The 17,759-nt window shown below is 69.2% G+C and carries 10 protein-coding genes and 6 pseudogenes; 7 read left to right on the top strand and 9 right to left on the bottom strand.

The features are described 5' to 3' along the window. Positions 1–291: 291 nt before the first annotated feature. Positions 292–1,224: a hypothetical protein gene (locus LUW75_RS24215; protein WP_250337494.1), complete on the bottom strand. Its 933-nt coding sequence runs from the start codon at positions 1,222–1,224 to the stop codon at positions 292–294. A gap of 28 nt (positions 1,225–1,252) precedes the next feature. On the opposite strand from LUW75_RS24215, the gene LUW75_RS24210 reads away from it, so the two are divergent. Continuing rightward, positions 1,253–1,447, top strand: coding sequence for a hypothetical protein (locus LUW75_RS24210; RefSeq protein ID WP_250333771.1), 195 nt, complete (start codon positions 1,253–1,255; stop codon positions 1,445–1,447). A gap of 362 nt (positions 1,448–1,809) precedes the next feature. Here LUW75_RS24210 and LUW75_RS24820 read toward each other — a convergent pair. Further along, a pseudogene (locus LUW75_RS24820) lies at positions 1,810–1,959 on the bottom strand (transposase); the annotation flags it as partial. Continuing rightward, a pseudogene (locus tag LUW75_RS24205) lies at positions 1,954–2,437 on the bottom strand (transposase); the annotation flags it as partial. The pseudogenes LUW75_RS24820 and LUW75_RS24205, both read right to left, overlap by 6 nt. 413 nt (positions 2,438–2,850) lie before the next feature. Between LUW75_RS24205 and LUW75_RS24200 the strand changes: the two are divergent. From LUW75_RS24200 to LUW75_RS24185, 4 genes are all read left to right on the top strand, one after another. Beyond that, on the top strand, positions 2,851–3,606 hold the full coding sequence (locus tag LUW75_RS24200; RefSeq protein ID WP_250333772.1) for a (5-formylfuran-3-yl)methyl phosphate synthase: 756 nt from the start codon (positions 2,851–2,853) through the stop codon (positions 3,604–3,606). Positions 3,607–3,614: 8 nt separating this feature from the next. Next, positions 3,615–5,018: an aldehyde dehydrogenase family protein gene (locus LUW75_RS24195; RefSeq protein ID WP_250337495.1), complete on the top strand. Its 1,404-nt coding sequence runs from the start codon at positions 3,615–3,617 to the stop codon at positions 5,016–5,018. Positions 5,019–5,020: 2 nt separating this feature from the next. Beyond that, positions 5,021–6,124 carry an NAD(P)-dependent alcohol dehydrogenase gene (locus LUW75_RS24190; protein ID WP_250337783.1) on the top strand — a complete coding sequence of 368 codons (1,104 nt, stop codon included), beginning with the start codon at positions 5,021–5,023 and terminating at the stop codon, positions 6,122–6,124. A gap of 79 nt (positions 6,125–6,203) precedes the next feature. Further along, the gene (locus LUW75_RS24185; protein ID WP_250337493.1) at positions 6,204–7,109 is read left to right on the top strand and encodes an SAM-dependent methyltransferase; all 906 of its coding nucleotides are present in this window, start codon (positions 6,204–6,206) and stop codon (positions 7,107–7,109) included. A 344-nt stretch (positions 7,110–7,453) separates the two neighbouring features. Here LUW75_RS24185 and LUW75_RS24180 read toward each other — a convergent pair whose 3' ends face one another. From LUW75_RS24180 to LUW75_RS24160, 5 genes and pseudogenes are all read right to left on the bottom strand, one after another. Continuing rightward, positions 7,454–8,068, bottom strand: coding sequence for a recombinase family protein (locus LUW75_RS24180; RefSeq protein WP_250337492.1), 615 nt, complete (start codon positions 8,066–8,068; stop codon positions 7,454–7,456). 318 nt (positions 8,069–8,386) lie between these two features. Then, a pseudogene (locus tag LUW75_RS24175) lies at positions 8,387–9,757 on the bottom strand (IS1380 family transposase). A gap of 391 nt (positions 9,758–10,148) precedes the next feature. Then, a pseudogene (locus LUW75_RS24170) lies at positions 10,149–11,354 on the bottom strand (IS4 family transposase); the annotation flags it as partial. Positions 11,355–11,438: 84 nt separating this feature from the next. Continuing rightward, on the bottom strand, positions 11,439–12,245 hold the full coding sequence (locus LUW75_RS24165) for a transposase family protein (RefSeq protein WP_250333773.1): 807 nt from the start codon (positions 12,243–12,245) through the stop codon (positions 11,439–11,441). Between the two features lie 150 nt (positions 12,246–12,395). Beyond that, a pseudogene (locus LUW75_RS24160) lies at positions 12,396–13,467 on the bottom strand (IS630 family transposase). Between the two features lie 54 nt (positions 13,468–13,521). Here LUW75_RS24160 and LUW75_RS24155 point away from each other — a divergent pair. Then, positions 13,522–13,859, top strand: a pseudogene (locus LUW75_RS24155) (lysylphosphatidylglycerol synthase domain-containing protein); the annotation flags it as partial. 147 nt (positions 13,860–14,006) lie between these two features. After that, positions 14,007–16,223: a WD40/YVTN/BNR-like repeat-containing protein gene (locus LUW75_RS24150; RefSeq protein ID WP_250333774.1), complete on the top strand. Its 2,217-nt coding sequence runs from the start codon at positions 14,007–14,009 to the stop codon at positions 16,221–16,223. Between the two features lie 93 nt (positions 16,224–16,316). Here LUW75_RS24150 and mobF read toward each other — a convergent pair whose 3' ends face one another. Continuing rightward, on the bottom strand, positions 16,317–17,255 hold the full coding sequence (gene mobF, locus LUW75_RS24145) for a MobF family relaxase (RefSeq protein ID WP_250333775.1): 939 nt from the start codon (positions 17,253–17,255) through the stop codon (positions 16,317–16,319). Between the last annotated feature and the right edge of the window lie 504 nt (positions 17,256–17,759).

Below are 17,759 nucleotides of genomic sequence, written 5' to 3'. Positions count from 1 at the left end.
GGAAACCGCACTACCACCGCACAGCACACCGAGACGCCACCGCGCACCGAACCACCGGCCCACGCGTACGGCCGGGGCCTCCGGTCGTACCGGTCCCGCCCGTTGGCTCGGGCACCGGGGCTAGCTCTGCCTGCCGACTGGCGCCCACCAGCTTGACATCACGGACATATCGTCACACGACGTCTCAGCAGAGAGTGGTAGGGTCCGCCGTGGTATTGGACAGGCGTGTCCAGTCCTGTGTCAAGCTCACCGGGCCCTGTGTCGTCCGGTGTTTTTCCTCGCTGTTGTCCGTCAGGTACATGCCTTCGTGCCGCGGGGTGGGTCGCCGTCTCCACGGGTGATGTGAAAGGTCACCGGGAGATTTTGTAGGCTGGGGCCGGGTGGATCGATGGCGGTGACAATCAGCCGGATCCAGCCGCCGTTTTCTCCTGTGATGACGGTGGATTCTCCGATCGCCACTCCTGTAGCCGTGCAGCTGCGCGCCGGGGTGATGACGAAGTAGCTCACGCCTTTTTCATTCAGGGCGGTGACGTTGATGCCGATGTCTTTCTCCGGCGTCCACTCGGTCGGTGAGGAGGCGATCGGGTGCATTTTGGCGGTCAGCTGTCTATGGGCTGGCAGGGCGGTGCTGGGAGTTTGGACCGCCCTCGTGGGGGTCGCTTTCGTCGACCGGGTGGTGGGTGCGCTGTCGGAGGGTTCTGGACCAGGGGTGCCCGAGGTGACTGGGGGGCGGGCATCGGTGGTGTCGGTGAGGATCGCGTTGCCGGCCCAGCCCAGCAGGGGCAGGGCGACAGTCGCAGTGGTTAGCGTCCAGGGCCAGGTGCGTTTTGGGTTGGTCGGGGCGGGTGGGGCAGGGTTGTGTGATCCGTCTGTTGTTTGAGGCGGGGGCGGTTGGTTGTTTCGCTCCGTGGGCGGGGTGGGTGTGGTGGAGCGGGCGGCGTCGGCGTGTTTCCAGCGTTCCAGGCAGGCGGCCACCGCGGGCTCGCCGCCCAGCGCCCAGGCGATGGGCTCCGCAGTCTCCCAGCGGGGGAGTCGTTTGCCGCTGAGGATGTCGGAGATGGTGCTCTCCCGCACGGTGGCATCCGGGTACCGCGTTCGGCTCCGTCGCACGATGGCGGTGTAGCTGGGTTTTGCCGCTTCCCGGTGGAGTTCGCGCATCCAGGCGGCGAACTCCGCGACTGGTTCTGTGGCCCTTCCGGTTTCTTCGGAGTCGTTCGCTGTCATTCGGTTTCCCCCTAAGTCCAGGTCATGGGTGGCTCACTGGTGTCTGTCCGCACTGGTTGCTATCCCATCGAGGTCCATCGTGTACGTGCTCGCCGTTCTCGCCCTGCTCGCTCTTGCCGGTATCGCGATCGGGCGGATCGCCTACCAGAACCCCGCCCTGGGCACCGCCATGGCCACCGCTACCACCGTCCTCGCCCTCATCTACACCGTCTTGCAGAGCTGACGCGGCGATGCCCGCGTCCCCGGTCGGGGGCGCGGGACCGGTTGGCCGGGGCGCGATGAGCACGCCCCGGCCAAGTAGGCCCTGGACACCGGGCATGAGCACTGCGAGGGCCGCGCCCATGCCCGAGTCGGTCTGAGCAGCACCTTGGCCGGGTCTCGTATCCCTCAACCCCACCACCGTCGGCAAGGGCACGCCGAGGAGAGGGGGTGGGGCCGGCCCGTGGGCCGAGCCGGGGGCCGGGATTTCGAGACACGACCGGGGAGGGCCGGGCAGCTGGCCGCACACCGGCCGACGGTTGGTTGCGGGCAGACGGTGGGGCGTCGGCAGGATGTCGGGAGGGGGTGTCTGTAACTAGTGGCGTATCAGGCAATGTTCGCCTTGTTAACGACTTCGTGTAGCTGTTCGTCGGCGGGGTGCTTGTTCCGCCAGATGATGTAGCGGCGGATCGTGCTGCCCTGTTCCTTGTGGCTGGCGTGGTCGGTTCCGTCGAGCGCGAAGTAGCGCAGGGCGGTGGGAGGATGGTGTCCGATGGTTTTCTTCCAGGTCGCGGTGGCGTCTTGTTTCCCGGGGTGGGCTAGCACGAGCGCCCCGTCCAGGTTCACTATCACCTGCCCCCGCGGTATCCGGCGCCGCAGTGCCGGTCAGCTTCCAGACGCGCTTCGGCCTGAGCGGTCCTGATCGCGGACAGGGTTTTCGGCCCGGCTGTGGCGAGGGCGTCGACGGGCCGGGAGACCGTGGGGTCGCAGGCCACCGGTCCGAACATGCCGGGCTCGGCCCGCGGCGTTCCGACATCCGCGAGGCAGTCCCCGCCCAGCACGACCGCGAGGGCCGCGTCCAGAAAGGGTCGTCCCTGGATCGTGCACCGTCCGCGGCTGCCGCCACGGTGCAAGCGCCGCTGATATCGCCTGATCCAGTTCGACCTTACGGGCTGTCTCGATCAGCAGCGCGGCCCCGCTCGACCAGCAGCATGGTCCCGGTCTGGGGCACCATCCCACGGCCACCTCCCTCGACGTGGAGGCGTGGATAGGATCCGATACGCTTTTTCGCCTGGGAAGTGCCTCTGGCGATGGTAGGAACAAGGACTTCGAGAATCCTCGTTGTTGCTGGTAAGAGGCGCTTTTTGCTTATCTGACCGCTCATCGGGCAGCCCGCTTCGTGAAAGCGCGAGGTTAGTTGGTCGTCAATGCCACGAGTTGTTCGCCGACTGGACGGGTCGTTGCCTGTGGGGCGGTTTATTCCGGTATGTACGGCGCACTGTATGTGGGCGTGAGCACCCGGTGGGCACTTTGTGCGCCCTTTCGGTTTCCGAGGGTGATGGAAATGATGAGCGCAGCGCACAGGAGCCAGGTGATCCGTGGTCCCCTGTCCCTCGGTCGGGCGGACTGGCGGCGAAGGAGGTCAGGGTGTTGCTTCTCATTTCCCCGGACGGTGTCGAGGAGGCTCTGGATTGTGTGAAGGCGGCGGAGCATCTTGACATCGTCGATGTCAAGAAGCCTGATGAGGGTTCTTTGGGCGCGAACTTTCCCTGGGTCATCAGGGAGATCCGCGACGCGGTCCCGGCGGACAAGCCGGTGTCCGCGACTGTGGGGGATGTTCCGTACAAGCCGGGTACGGTGGCGCAGGCTGCGCTCGGCGCGGTCGTTTCGGGGGCTACGTACATCAAGGTCGGTCTTTATGGATGTACGACGCCTGATCAGGGCATCGAGGTCATGCGCGCGGTCGTCCGGGCGGTGAAGGATCACTGTCCGGACGCGCTCGTCGTCGCTTCGGGCTATGCCGACGCCCACCGGATCGGTTGCGTCAATCCGCTCGCCGTACCCGACATCGCCGCCCGCTCCGGCGCCGACGCGGCCATGCTCGACACCGCCGTCAAAGACGGGACGCGGTTGTTCGACCACGTTCCGCCGGATGTGTGTGCCGAGTTCGTCCGGCTGGCTCACGCGTCCGGTCGGCTCGCGGCCCTTGCGGGCAGTGTCACGCAGGCCGACCTCGGTCCGCTGACCCGCATCGGTACGGACATCGTGGGCGTACGGGGAGCGGTCTGTGAGGGTGGTGACCGCAATGCCGGAAGGATCCGGCCGCATCTGGTGGCCGCTTTCCGGGCGGAGATGGACCGGCACGCCCGAGAGCGCGCCGTCGACGTCCCCTCCCTTCACTGACCGTGGTCATGCCGACCTCTGGGGCCGATCGCGTCTCCGGATATCGGGCCGCACGTTTCGCCGTGGTCGACCCGGCCACCGGGGAGGCTTTCGACGAGGTTCCCGATCAGCAGCCGGAGGAGTTAGACGCCGTGGTCGACCGGGCCCACCGGGCCTGGCGCGGTTGGCGGGCCGACCCCGTCGCACGCTCCACTGCGTTGCGCGTGGCGGCCGACGCAGTGGAGGTGGCCGGCGGTGACCTCGCCCGGTTGCTCACCCAGGAACAGGGCAAACCCCTGGCCGAGTCGTACGCGGAGGTCGCCCGTACGGTGGCCCGCCTACGCTACTTCGCGGATCTCGCGCCCAGAACCCGGCGGATCGTCGACGGCCGGCCGGTGCGCAGCGAGATCCGCTGGCGGTCGCTCGGGCCCGTCGCCGCGATCGTGCCGTGGAACTTTCCCCTCCAGCTCGCGGCGGCGAAGTTCGCGCCCGCGCTTGCGGCGGGTAACACCGTGGTCCTCAAACCCTCTCCGTTCACTCCTTTGGCCACCCGGCTGCTCGGTTCGGTTCTTGCCGCCGTCTTGCCCGAGGACGTCCTGACCGTGGTCACCGGCCGCGAGCCCCTCGGTGCCCGTCTCGCGTCCCATCCGGGCATCCGCCACGTCACCTTCACCGGTTCGGTGTCCACCGGGCGGGCCGTCGCCGAAGCGGCGGCCGCCTCGCTCGCCCGAGTCACTTTGGAGTTGGGTGGCAATGACGCTGCCGTCTTGCTGGACGACGTCGACGTGGACCGGATCGCGGAGCGGCTGTTCTGGGCGGCGTTTCGCAACTGCGGGCAGGTCTGCATGGCGGTCAAGCGCCTCTACGCCCCCGCCCGGTTGCATGCCGAGGTCGTCGAGGCCCTGGCCCAGCGCGCGAAGGCCGTCGCCGTGGGTCCCGGCTTGAACCCTGAGACCCGGCTGGGCCCGGTCAACAACGCCCCGCAGCTGGCCCGGATCGAGCGAGTCACACAGCAGGCTCTGGCGGACGGTGCCAGGGCGGCGGCCGGCGGCCGGCGGCGGGAGGGACCGGGTTACTTCTTCGCTCCCACGATTCTCACCGACGTGCCGCCCGGCAGTGCGGTGGTGACCGGGGAACAGTTCGGACCGGTTCTGCCGGTGCTGCCGTACCGGAGCCTCGACGAAGCCGTCGACGCGGCCAACAGCACCGGTTTTGGACTGGGTGGCTCCGTGTGGGGTAGCGATCTCGACCGGGCCGAGGCGGTGGCCGAGCGGCTTGAATGCGGCACGGCCTGGGTCAATCATCATGCTGAACTGTCTCTCGCCCAGCCCTTCGCGGGTGTCAAGGACAGCGGGGTCGGCGTCGCGGGCGGGCCGTGGGGGCTGTACGGCAACCTCCGGCCATTTGTCGTCCACCGCCCGCAGGAGGCGTGACGATGAGGTTCCGGGCAGCAGTATTGCGCTCGTACGAGAAGCCATTCACGGTCGAGGAGGTGGTTTTGCGGACCGGGCCCGCCGTCGGCGAGATCCTGGTCGAGATCGCGGGCACCGGGATGTGCCGGACCGATCTCGCGGTCCGGCGATCCGCCGGCCGGAGCCCTGTGCCGGCCGTCCTCGGCCATGAGGGCGCTGGGGTCGTGGTACAGACGGGGGGTGGTCCGGACGCCGCGATCGGTGTCGGTGACCACGTCGTGCTGAGCTTCGATTCCTGCGGGTACTGCAGGACCTGCCGCGGCGCGGCTCCCGCCTACTGCGACTCCTTCGCTTCCCTTAACCTCTTCGGGGGGCGCAAGGAACCGCCGCGGCTCATCGACGCAGCCGGTAAAGCGCTGGCGCCCCGGTGGTTTGGGCAGTCCTCGTTCGCCGAGTACGCCCTCGTGTCGGCTCGCAACGCTGTACGGGTCGACCCGGCACTGCCTCTCGAATTGCTCGGGCCTCTGGGTTGCGGTGCCCTCACGGGTGCCGGAGCCGTGCTGAACACCTTCAGTGCAGGTCCCGGTGACACCCTCGTGGTCTTCGGTGCGGGAGCGGTGGGTTTGACCGCGGTGATGGCGGCCACCGCCGCAGGCGTACTGACCGTGGCCGTCGACCGGCATCCTGAGAGGCTCGTTTCGGCCGAGCGGTTCGGCGCCATCCCCTTGTCTGCCGCCTCGCCCGACCTGTCCGAACGGATCCGGCGACTGACCGACGGCGGCGCCCAGTACGCGCTGGACACCACGGCCTCACCACCGCTCATCAACAAGGCGCTCCAAGCCCTGCGTCCCACCGGCAGTCTCGGCCTGGTGGCCCGCCTCCACACCCCACTGGCGCTCGAACCGGGCACGCTCGACCGCGGCCGCAGCGTTCGCCACCTCTGCGAGGGGGGCGCCATACCTGGAGTGCTGATACCCCGGCTGATCGGACTGTGGCGGGCCGGACGTTTCCCTTTCGACCAGTTGATCCGCACCTATCCGTTGGCCGGCATCAACGAGGCCGAACGTGACTGCGACGCGGGCCGTGTGGTCAAACCCGTCCTGCTCCCGGAGAGAGCAAGCCGATGAGCGGGGCAGGCGGCACCGAGGACTCGCCCCATCCGGCAAGTGAGCATCTCGCATTCCCACTTCCGCCAACGGAGGAAGCATGGCAGGTACGGCGCCCCAGTACACGGACGTGGAAGGCGTGGACGGAGGTGTGGGCCTGACCGCCCTCCTGGTCGCCGCGGCACGGGCCGTCGAGACCCACCGCCACGACAGCCTGGCCCAGGACGCCTACGCGGAACACTTCGTGCGCGCGGCCCCTGCCTGCGCGGATTGGCCGGTGCGCATCGAGCAGGTTCCGGACGGGGACGACAACCCGCTGTGGGGGCGGTTCGCCCGCTACTTCGGCTTGCGGACGAGGGTGCTTGACGACTTCCTCCTCCGGTCGGTCGGTGCGGGTGCCCGCCAAGTGGTGCTGGTGGGAGCGGGGTTGGACACCCGCGCCTTCCGGTTGGATTTGCCGTCCGACTGCGTCGTCTTCGAGATCGACAGGGCGGGCGTGCTGGCCTTCAAGCAACGGGTGCTCACGGACCTGTCGGCTGCCGCGAAGGTGAAGCGCGTCCCGGTACCGGTCGACCTGCGCGGGGGCTGGGCCAGCGCGCTGACCACCGTCGGCTTCGACCCGGCCGCACCGAGTGTCTGGCTGGCCGAGGGACTCCTCTTCTATCTGCCGGGTCCCGCCGAGACGTACCTCGTCGACACGGTGGACAGGCTGACCGCCGGAGGTAGCGCTCTGGCCTTCGAGGCCAAGCTGGAAAAGGACCTGCAGGCGTACCGTGATAGCCCGATCTACACGGCGACGCGAGAACAGATCGGTATCGACCTGCTCCACCTCTTCGACAAGGGGCCACGACCCGACTCCGTGGGCGACCTGACGGCCAAGGGCTGGTCCACCTCAATGCACACGCCTTTCGATTTCACCCGCCGGCACCGGCGTGGCCCCCTCCCCGAGCCCAACGATGCGTTGGAGGGAAACCGGTGGGTGTTCGCGCACAAGCCCTCGCCATGACGCCCGCAACGCTCACGGCGATGTCCGCGCGGGGGCTGAGGGTGGGGTCCCGGCCGCAGGCCCCGCTCGGTGGGACGCGTCTTGATGGAAGCGGCACTTCGGTTACGTCGTGGCGGTGCCGTCCACGTTCGGCAAGGCCGCTGGCGGACCGTGTCAGGCGGCCCGGGCAGCCACCGGCTGGTCGCCCGGTATCCCGGCCGTGTCCGGCGCGTAGTGGTCCTTGATGGGGTGCCGGTAAGAACCGGTGTCACCAGCCGCAAACGGCGGTGATCAGTTCTCTGGCCTGGACGGCCGGGGCAGTTCTGCCGCGTTGGTCGTCTCGGCGAGCGCGCGGCGACCGCCCTTCAGTTCGGGCACGTGGTTGTAGATGGTGTCGCGGGAGACGCCGAGGAGCTTCGTGGAGGGGCTTCGCGATCGAGGTGAGGGTGTTCTCCGGACGGGCGAGCAGGTCGCGGGCGGGGCGTACCTGTTCTTCGGTCATGGCTGGCGGGCGGCCGAGTCGGGCGCCGCGGGCGCGGGCGGCGTCCAGGCCCTCGTTGGTGCTCTGGACGACGGGTTCGCAGGTGAGCTCGGCGAGGGCTGGGGAACACGTGGAAGACCAGGCGTCTGTCGGGTGTGGTCGTGTCGAGCGCCTCGTGCGGCGAGGTGAATCCGGTGCCGCGCTTGCGCAGGCCGGAGACGATCGCGATGAGGTCTTGGATGGAGTGGCCGAGTCGGTCCAGCGACGGGACGACGAGTGTGTCGCCCCCGCGGAGGGGGTCGAGGGTCTTCCATAGCTCCTTGCGCTCGGCGTTCTTGCCGGACTTCTTATCGGCGAAGATCCGGATATGGCCCGCTGCGTCGAGTGCGTGGGTCTGCCGGTCGAGCAGCTGCCCCTTTGGTGGACAGGCGTGCGTATCTAACGGGGCTGCCGATCCGTACGGCCGGGACGGGGGTGAGGAGATCGGCGGCGTCGTCATCCTGGGGTGGCTGCACCTGCCAGATCGCACAGAAAAGGGTGCTCCTCAAATTCTTGAACCGATCAGTTTTCCGACACCGTTTTATGGGCGTGATCCGGGGTCGATCCGGTCGCGCGCCGTCACTTGCCGATCTTGCTCGTCAATCGGTCGATTCGTTAACCTCGAAGTTTCGTGACGGTCCGCCGACGGAGTCGGTGGACCGTCTTCGTTTGGAGGGTGAAGTTGGGCAGGCTGAGGGCCCGAGCCCCGTCTCGGGTAAACGCCGGGTTCCACTGCTCCGGCTGAGGGTTCTCTCGTAGGGACGGGTGCATCTGCTGGTCAGCCGGGGTTCGGCAGGAGCGCGAGTCGTTCGAGGCCGGCGGTGATGTGGCGGGTGAAGGGCCAGTGTGCCGGGCCAGGCGGAGGATCCGCCGGCGGCCGGTGGTCACGAGCTGTCCGGCCGCGGAGAACAGGCGAAGCCGCAGACGGCGGGGCTCGAAGAGCCTGGCGGTGCCGGTCAGGACGAGCATCGGCATCCAGGCCAGCAGGTCAAGAGCGATCTGCACGATCTCCAGCCAGATCCGGTTCTGGGCGGTGCGTTTCAAGGGGAGGTTGCGCAGGCCGGTGGCCCGGGCGGCCCGGATCCGGTCTTCCGCGCGGGCCCGCAGCCGGTGACGGAGCTCGAGTTCGGCGATCGGCGGTGTTCGTGGCGAAGCAGGTGATCCGCATGCCGTCGGCGTCCGTGATTCTCAACTGGGCACCAGGGTGGGGCCGTTCCTTGCGGACGATCAGCCGCATCCCCTTCGGCCAGCCCTCCAGGACATCGCCGGTCAGTTCGGCGACCCAGGCCCCGTCCCGGACCTCGCCGTCCGCCTCGACGGCCGGCGTCCAGGCCGACGCCGGAACCTTCAGGACATGCTGGTGAACCTGCTCAGTGATCACCATGCCGACCGAGTAGGACAGCCACCGCCCGCGCCGGGCCAGCCAGGCGACGAACTCGTGGGTGCCGCCCGCGGAATCCGTGCGGATCAGGGTTCGTCGCCCGCGCCGGTACTTCTTCGGCAGCTGGGCCAGGGCCAGTTGGGCGGCACTGATGTGGTCGGCGGCGGTGTTCGAGCCCGCGTTGCCCGGCCTGAGCAGGGCCGCGACCAGCTCACCGGTACCGCCCTGCCCGTGGTCGACGAACCCCATCAACGGATGATGTCCGTGGGTCCGCTTCCAGGTCGGCGCGGCATCCTCCTTGCCGGAGTGCGCGATCACCAGCACCCCGTCAAGGTCCACGGTCACCGTCCCGTCGGCATCGGGCGCACTTTCGTCGGCCAGCTTCCAGACCCGCTCGCGTGCTTCGGCCCGGGCGGAACGGATCGCCGCCAGTGCCTTCTCACCGGAGCCGGCGAGGGTGTCGATCAGGCGGGAGACCGTCGGGTCGGAGACGACCGGCCCGAACACGGCCGGCTCGGCACGCAGCATGCCGACATCGGCCAGGCAGTCCCCTCCCAGCGCGACCGACAGCGCGATGTCCAGCAGGACCTTGCCCGGATCGTGCACCGCCCGAGCCTTCCGCCACGGCGTCAGCGCCGCTGATATCGCGGTGTCCAAACCGGACTTGCGGGCGGTCTCGACCAGCAGCACGCCCCCGGCCTGCGAGACCACCGCCCGGCCGCCGCCCTCGATGCGGACACGCGGGTAGGACCCGATACGCTTCTTCACCTGGAGAGTGCTTCTTTCCGTGCAGCCAACAGGACCCTAGACAAATCCCATCGTTGCAGGTCAGGAGCACTCTCCGCTTATTTGATCAAGTCTCGGACGCTCCACCACGTGAAAGCGCGAGGCTAGTGACAATACCAGTGACTTAAGGATTCCGGACGCGTCTGGCCTTGGAGGATGAGGTAATAGGGGCGGTGCGCCAGTGGGGGGCGATGGTTACGGCGTCGTCCGGGTCGCGGGTGGGCTGGGGCCACGTGCGGTGCTCGTCGCGTTTGACGCCGAAGTTGGACATCTTGCGTTTGACGACGCGGGGGTTGGTGCGTCGGCGTCGCGGCGGTAAGAGCCGGGCCGCTATTTCGTCGAGTCCGTGGGCCAGCGCCGCCGCGAGGTGGTCAGGGGAAAAGGCCGCCTGCGCGGTGACCTGGCGGCGCGCGAGGCGGATGGTGCGGGTGAAGGACAGCCTGTCGGGGTCGAGGCCGGCCGCTTCGGCGGCGTCGTGCATGAGCGCGCGAATGGCGTGATGAACAAGCAGGTGACCCCAGACTTCCTGCTCGACCCCGCCGGGTGACCGTGAACGCAGGACCTCGGCGGGCCCGCGCTGGTGCGTCTTCAGCTCGTCCAGCGCGTTTTCGAACTCCCACCGTTCCTGGTAGAGGGCGGCCAGCTCCGTCGCCGGGGCGGCCTTGGAGTCGAGGACCGTGGTGATCAGGCGGTAGGGGGCTTCCGGACCGGGCCTGCCGGGATCCTCCAGCGTGTACTCGATGACCCGCACCACTTCCGGATCAGCTCGCTTGCGATGGTCCTTGGCTGCGACGATCTCGGACAGGTAAGAGCCGTCGGGCAGCTCCTCGCGCACGGGCAGCACCTGGTGGGCGCGGACGCGCCACAGCAGGTCCGCTCCGCCGGCCGCCGCGGCCCGCCACAGCTCCAGGCCGGTGAAACCGCGGTCGGCCAGCAGCAGGTCACCCGCCCCCAGGCTGCCGAGCACCTGCCGGGCCAGTACGGGTTCGGACACCGTGCGAGGTCCCAGCGCGGCGGCGGTGATGGCGTGAGTGCCGCACTCGGCCAGCGCCACCACCCGTACCTGCGGGAACGCACACCGCTCGGTGCGATGTGTTGTGGGGCGCCCGAAGTAAGCGGCGTTCTCCTCGCTGTCCGGCACGTCGAACACCGTGCCGTCGACGGCCATCACCCGCCAACTGCGGTAGAAGGCCCCCGGCGACGACTCCGCCGCCAGAGGCCGGGCCACCTCGGCGAACAGGGCCTTCAAGGGCTCGGGGCCAAGTCTCGCGCGGGCCCGTGAGATCGCCGCCGTGGTCGGCACGTTCCAGGACCCTGACCAGCGCTTCACCCATGCCAGCCCATGCGTCAGCAACCGGGCGACCTCTTCATAGCCCTGGCCGGAGAACAAGCACATCGCCAGCACGAAGTAGACCACCACGCGGGGCGGCAGCAACCGGTTGCGCTGACCGGACCGGCCGCACTCGGCCACAACCCTGTCCACCAACTCCGGCGGAAATGACCTCGTCAGCAGCCCGACCGCAATGCGATCCGACAGCCGCTCATCCGTCTCCGGCTTAACCTGTCCCGGCCGCGGCATCTCAGCACCTCCCGACCAGACATCCTACCGACTTGAAGTCTTAAGTCACTGGTATTGAGGCTAGTGACGTTTTCTCAGCGGTTGTCACTTCCATGAGTTGTTGAGGACGAGTGCGGCTTGGGCGATGCGTCCGATCCGGCTGGGGCTGAGCGTGACGTGCTGCAGCGCGCGCCAGCGCTGCTTGAGTTCAGCGGCGGCCCGTTCGCCCAGGGCCCGGATGCCGCGCAGGAGCCGGTTGTGGGCGCGGTTGTCCGGCGCGAGCGGGGAAGCGATGTCGGGGTGCGGACGGAACGGGGTGTGGATGCCCTTGCCGGCGCCGGTGTAGCCGACGTCGGCCAGCGTCGGCAGACCGGCGCGGGCCGCCGCGTACAAGGCGGGCAGGGCATGGATGCGGGCGGCACGCAGGTCGTGGACGGATCCGGGTTCGACGTCGGAGACCCACAGCGGGGTGCCGTCGGGTGCGGCCACGAACTGGATGTTCCCGGCGAAGTGCCGAGCCTTGCCGGAGTACCACAGGTCGTTGCCCTTCTCGGTAGTCCCGGCGACACGGTCGCAGGAGACCAGGGTGCCGTCCAGCACCACGTGGCTCATCTGCCGCGCGCGGCAGCGGTCCAGCACCTCATGCAGCTCGGGGGCCTGGTCGGCCAGGACGTCGATTGCCTCGTGGAGGTAGCGGTAGCCGGTGGCCTGCGAGATTCCCGCATCGCGGGCCAGGCAGTGCACGCAGCCGGCCTCGCGGAACCAGCGCAGCACGAAGACGGCCTGCCGGAACGGGCTCAACGCCCGGGAGCCCTTCGGGGTGCCGATCCGGCGGCGGTGGCCGGCCAGCAGCCGGGCCACGTATTCCACCACGTGGCGCGGGACGTCGAGCATGGCAACATAGGTGACCAACGTGAAGCCTCTGGTGCAACGGACGATCTTGTGGTGAGAACCGTCCTACCAGAGGCTTCACGTCTGTCCGCACCCGGGCCACCGCTGTCCGACCCAACCCTTAACGCCCTGATCAACCCACTTCCCGAAGATTATTTCGCTGAGAAAACGTCAGTGTCCTGAGCCGCCAGTTCGTGTGCAGTACGCGGCGAGGGTGCCGCGGACGTCGTCGGCGGTCTTGGTCCACACGAACGGTTTGCGGTTCTTGTTCCACTCGTTGATCCATCGGCGGATGTCGTGTCCGAGTTCGGTGACGCTGCGGTGGGCCGAGCGGCGGAGTTTGCGGCAGGTCAGCTCGGCGGACCAGTGCTCGACGAGGTTGAGCCGGGAGGCGGGGGGTGGGGGTGAAGTGCAGGTGGAAGCGGGGGTGTCGCAGCAGCCACTTCTTGACCGCTTCGGTCTTGTGGGTGGCGTGGTTGTCCAGGACCAGATGCAGGTGAAGGTCCTTGGGCACGGCGGCGTCGATGGTCTTCAGGAAACGGAGGAACTCCTGGTGGCGGTGGCGTCGGTGGTGCTGGGCTACGACCGAGCCGGAGGCGACATCCAGGGCGGCGGACAGGCTGGCGGTGCCGTGCCGGACGTAGTCGTGCGTCATCCGCGCCGGCGTCGTCGGCGACAGGGGCAGCACCGGCTGGGTGCGGTCCAGAGCCTGGATCTGCGACTTCTCGTCCACCGCCAGGACCAGGGCGTTCTCCGGCGGGGACAGGTGGATGCCGACCACGTCGCGGACCTTGGTCACGAACTGCGGGTCGGTGGACAGCTTCCGTGTCCGCACGATGTGCGGCTTGAGGCCGAACGCCCGCCAGACCCGCGAGACGGCCGACTGCGACATGCCCGCGGCCTGGGCCATCGACCGCGTCGACCACTGCGAATCCCCCGAAGAGGGTGCCTGGTTCAGGGTCCGGGCGACCAGGGGCTCCACCTGCTCGTCGGTGATCCGGGGCGGGGCACCGGAGCGCGGAGCGTCGACCGGCCCCTCGAGACGGTCGGCGGCGAACCTGGACCGCCACGTGCGCACCGTCTCCCGCGAGATACCGAGCCCCTGCGCGACCTGCGCGTTCGGGCGGCCCTCGGCGCACGCCAGCACGACCCTCGCGCGCAGCACCGGGGCCTGGGACGCAGTCCGCTTGCGCAACCAGCCCCGCAGCACGCGGCGCTCGCGCTCGGACGACTCCGATGACAACGGCCTTGGACCCCGCCTCCCCCGGCCCTACAACCGCCAGCGAACTACCGGCTCAGGCCCAGCCGCGTCCTTGCGCTCTGGGGCGGAGCCGCCGCCACCCCGCTGCTCCGGGCAAGCGTGATCGCCTCGGTCGGCTTCGCGCTGGGCCTGCCGCTGACCTGGGCGCAGGTGACCTTTGCGCTCCTCGTCGCCAGCACCGCGGTCGGAGCCCTACCGGCACCGGGCGGCATCGGCCCCATCGACGCGGCTCTGGTGTTCGCCATGGTCCTCCCGGGCTCCCCGCTGAGCCCGGCCACGACAACGATCATCGGTTACCGGGTCCTGACGGTCTGGGTGCTCTGCCGCCGGGCACGCCCGTTCTCTCACTCCTCGTCCAGCGCAAGATGCTGTGAGCCGGGCCACACCTCAGCCCCCAAGAGGCCCTCTTCAGCTCAACGCCCCTCTCCCGTAACGTCGTTGCCGCTGCTTGAAGTGGCCATGACGTCGGGATGGGATGTATGGGTGGGATGAACTCTATGGGCAGGGGCGGGACGGGCTCAATGGGCAGAGGTCTGCTTTCGCTGGTTCTCGCCGCGGTCACCGGTGCCGCGTTGCTCGTCGCACCGGCCGCCGCGACGCCGCCTCCACCGGGCGATGTCTACCGGCCCGTCCGTGGGCCGTCCGCCCCGGCCGAGTACCGCTATATGCAAAAGACCCTGCCGGGAGAGTCGATCCCACGGCACGCACACGACCTCGCCGCCGCGCAGGCGCGCGAACTGCCCACCGTCGGCGGGCGCTGGAAGAGCGTCGGACCCACCGACATCGGCGGGCGGATCGTGTCCCTCGCACTCGATCCCAAGCGGGCCGACACGCTGTACGCGGCGGCTGCCAGCGGCGGGCTCTGGCGCAGCACCGACGCCGGTCAGACGTTCCACTCGGTGTGGCCCGACAGCTGGACGCAGGCCATGGGGGCGGTCGCCACCGCGCCGGACGGCACGCTGTACGTCGGCACCGGCGAGCCCAATCCGGGCGGCGGCAGCATCACGTACGAGGGAACCGGCATGTACCGCAGCACCGACGGCGGCCGGAACTGGACGCCGATCGGCCTGCGCGACTCCGGGGCGATCAGCGCCATCACCATCGATCCCGCCAACCCGCGCCGTATCTATGTCGCCGCGGCCGGATCGCTCTACAACGGCGGTGGCGACCGGGGCGTGTACCGCTCGCAGGACGGTGGCGCCACCTGGGAGCGGATCCTGGCCGGCGCCAACGAGTTCACCGGCGCCACCGAGATCGTCGTCGAGGGAGACCGGCTCTACGCCGTGATGTGGGACAAGCGCCGCCGCCCCGACCTGCGGACGTACGGCGGTGTCGGCTCGGGTGTCTTCCGCTCCTCCGACGGCGGTGAGACCTGGCAGCGGCTCGGCGGCGGGCTGCCCGCGCAGGGCCCCGGCGTGGGGCGGATCGGCCTCGCTGTCGCGGGCGACCGGCTCTATGCGATCGTCAACAAGGCCGACGGCTCCTTCGAGGGCTTCTACGCCTCCTCCGACGGCGGCGACACCTGGACCCGTCTGCCCGACAACCAGGACCTCACCGACTCGCAGTCCAGCTTCGGCTGGTGGTTCGGCAAGGTGTGGATCGACCCCCGGGACACCGAGCACGTGCATGTGGCCGGGGTCGCGCTGCTGACCACGAAGGACGGCGGCGACACCTGGACGGCCGACGACACGAGCATGCACGTCGACCATCACGCCATGGTGTGGGACCCGCGCCGCCCCGGCCGCGTCTACCTCGGCAACGACGGCGGCGTCTACCGCTCCGACGCGCGCGGCGACGGCGGCTGGGTCAAGTCCCGCCATCAGCCGTACACCCAGCTCTACAGCGCGGCGATCAGCCCGCAGGACGTCACCAGGATCTCGGGCGGCGCTCAGGACAACGGCTCGCTGCGCTCCTGGGGCGGTGACGGCTTCAACGAGTACCTCGGCGGCGACGGCGAGGAGAACCTCATCAACCCCACCGACGTGAACAACGTCTTCGCCTGCTACCAGTACGGCAACTGCTTCTCCTCCACCGACGGCGGCGACACGCTCACGTACTTCGCGGACAGGACGACGTTCCAGCGCCGCAACTGGTTCACACCCATGGAGTTCGACCCGCACGACCCGAAGGTCCTCTACTACGGCTCCGAGGTCGTCAACCGCTCCACGGACGGCGGCGAGACCTGGCAGCCCATCAGCCCCGACCTGTCCGGCGGCCCGGGCACCGACCCCGTCCACCCCAACTACGGCACCATCACCTCGATCGCCCCGGCATCCGACGGACGCACCGTCTACGCAGGCACGGACGACGGCCGCGTCTGGGTCACCAGGAACCTCGGCGCCACCTGGACGAAACTGGCCGAGGGACGACCTTGGGTGACCCGGGTCGTGGTCGACCCGAAGAACCCGAACCGGGTGTGGACCACACACTCCGGCTACCGCTCCGGCTCCCCGCTCCCCCATGTGTACGGCAGCACCGACGGCGGCCGGCACTGGCGGAACCTGTCGGGCAACCTCCCGGACGCGCCCGTCAACGACCTGGTCGCAGCACGGGGCGGCATCCTCTACATCGCCACCGACCAGGGCGTGTTCACCAGCACCGCACACGGCGGCCGCTGGCTCCGCCTCGGCCGAGGAATGCCGCAGGTCCCGGTCGACGACATCGAGTACGACGCGGGACGGCACCGCCTGGTGGCGGCGACGTTCGGCAGGGGCTTCTACGAACTGACGACTCCCTGAGCTGCGGATGCTGGAGACAGTCAGGCAGACACGCCGAGCACGGCGATGCCGGATCCGGCGTGTCTGCCTGACGCGGCGCCCGCGGCGCACACGTCAGACCCGGTCTGGCTTTATCGACGACTCACGACAGCAGTTGTTAACGACTACGGGAGGCGCCCGCCGTACCGGGACGTCGATGTCAATGAGAACGGGAGGCGCCTGCCGGCACTCGGCAACGTCACGACGGCAGCTGCCACCCACGCCCGTAACCAGCGCTTTTACCCAGACTCCGGATGAGCGGCAGACGACTCTCCTCCCGACATCACCGAGCCGCTGCCCGCGGTCGCGAACATCTCGCGCGGGCCGTGCCTCCCGAACTGCTGATGTAACGCTGCTCTGCGACGTAAACAGAGCCAAGCCCCACTTCCCGTCCGGGCGCTGCCCCTTCACCGACAACAGCAGACGGTCATGGAGCAAGGGCTGGCCGGAGCGCCCCTGGTAGTGGCGGAAGCGGCCGGCGACCAGACCGCCGGTCGGTCGCACCCGGTAGATCCCGTCCTTGCCGTAGCGGATCACCGCGACCTCGTCCTCGCTCCACTCCAGCACCCGCTCGATCGCGTACTCGTGCGCGGCCTCGATCACCAGACGGATCTCCTCGTCCCTCAGCGCCCACAACAGGGAGATCGTCGGCCGCGGCCGGAACACGAAGTCCACCCCGGTGACCGTCACGCGACGTCTGAGGGCGCCGGCCTTGAACGCCTCCTTCGCCGACGCCCCCTTCGCGAGCAGGTCGGCCTCGATCCGGTCCGCATACGGGTGGCGGCCCCGCTCGCCGAACAGGTTCCGCAGCTGGCTCTCGGTGACCTCCTGCCCCGGCTCGAGACCGAGCGCGGCAAGGCCGCGGCCCATCCAGCGCCCGACCGGGACACTGGCCCGCTCCTGAGCCTCGCGCAGCGGCATGCGGGCCGGGCGGCGGCCGTCGCCGACGACGGTCTCGCGCAGGTAGTAGCGGTACATCCCACCGGCCCGGACAACCCTGCTATCCACTGTCATGCAGACCACGCCACACCGCTGTGACCTGCAAGAAAAGACCGATCATCGGGACGTCCCGCCAGGCGGGAGCAGCGGCCGAACCTTCTTCACCGCATCCCGCCGGGCGGGACGCGGCCCCGGGCCGGACACGAATGTCATCGCTCTCCGGCAGCCCCCACCCCGACCCGAACAACACCATCCAGCACCACTGAGCATCACCACCCGCCAAGGAACGAGCACCGCACCGCCAAGGAACCCCCTACAGCAGCCCCCGGCATTCGCCGAGGGCTTCGTCGTACTGCCCGAAGGAGACCACCGTGCCCACCTTCGAGACCTGCTCCCGCTTCACCGCCGACCTCCAGCACCTCACCCCCGCCCAGCGCCGGCGCCTCCGCCGCGTCGTCCTGGACGCCCTCGTCCCCGACCTGCGCACCGGCCGCGGACGCTTCCGCGCCAGCCTCCGCGTCAAGCGTGCGTACGCCGCGCCCCCGGCATCTACGAGCTCTCCTTGGACGGCAACGGACG

This window comes from Streptomyces sp. MRC013, from assembly GCF_023614235.1.
Taxonomy (GTDB): domain Bacteria; phylum Actinomycetota; class Actinomycetes; order Streptomycetales; family Streptomycetaceae; genus Streptomyces.
The sequence above is the reverse complement of the archived record's forward strand: the minus strand, read 5'-3'. Positions and strand labels throughout refer to the sequence as shown.

Excerpts from the sequence above, each read along its gene's own strand:
- LUW75_RS24150 (WP_250333774.1), top strand. The coding sequence starts at position 14,007 with ATGGGCAGAGGTCTGCTTTCGCTGGTTCTCGCCGCGGTCACCGGTGCC.
- LUW75_RS24215 (WP_250337494.1), bottom strand. The coding sequence starts at position 1,224 with ATGACAGCGAACGACTCCGAAGAAACCGGAAGGGCCACAGAACCAGTC.
- mobF (WP_250333775.1), bottom strand. The coding sequence starts at position 17,255 with ATGACAGTGGATAGCAGGGTTGTCCGGGCCGGTGGGATGTACCGCTAC.
- LUW75_RS24190 (WP_250337783.1), top strand. The coding sequence starts at position 5,021 with ATGAGGTTCCGGGCAGCAGTATTGCGCTCGTACGAGAAGCCATTCACG.
- LUW75_RS24185 (WP_250337493.1), top strand. The coding sequence starts at position 6,204 with ATGGCAGGTACGGCGCCCCAGTACACGGACGTGGAAGGCGTGGACGGA.
- LUW75_RS24195 (WP_250337495.1), top strand. The coding sequence starts at position 3,615 with ATGCCGACCTCTGGGGCCGATCGCGTCTCCGGATATCGGGCCGCACGT.
- LUW75_RS24180 (WP_250337492.1), bottom strand. The coding sequence starts at position 8,068 with ATGACGACGCCGCCGATCTCCTCACCCCCGTCCCGGCCGTACGGATCG.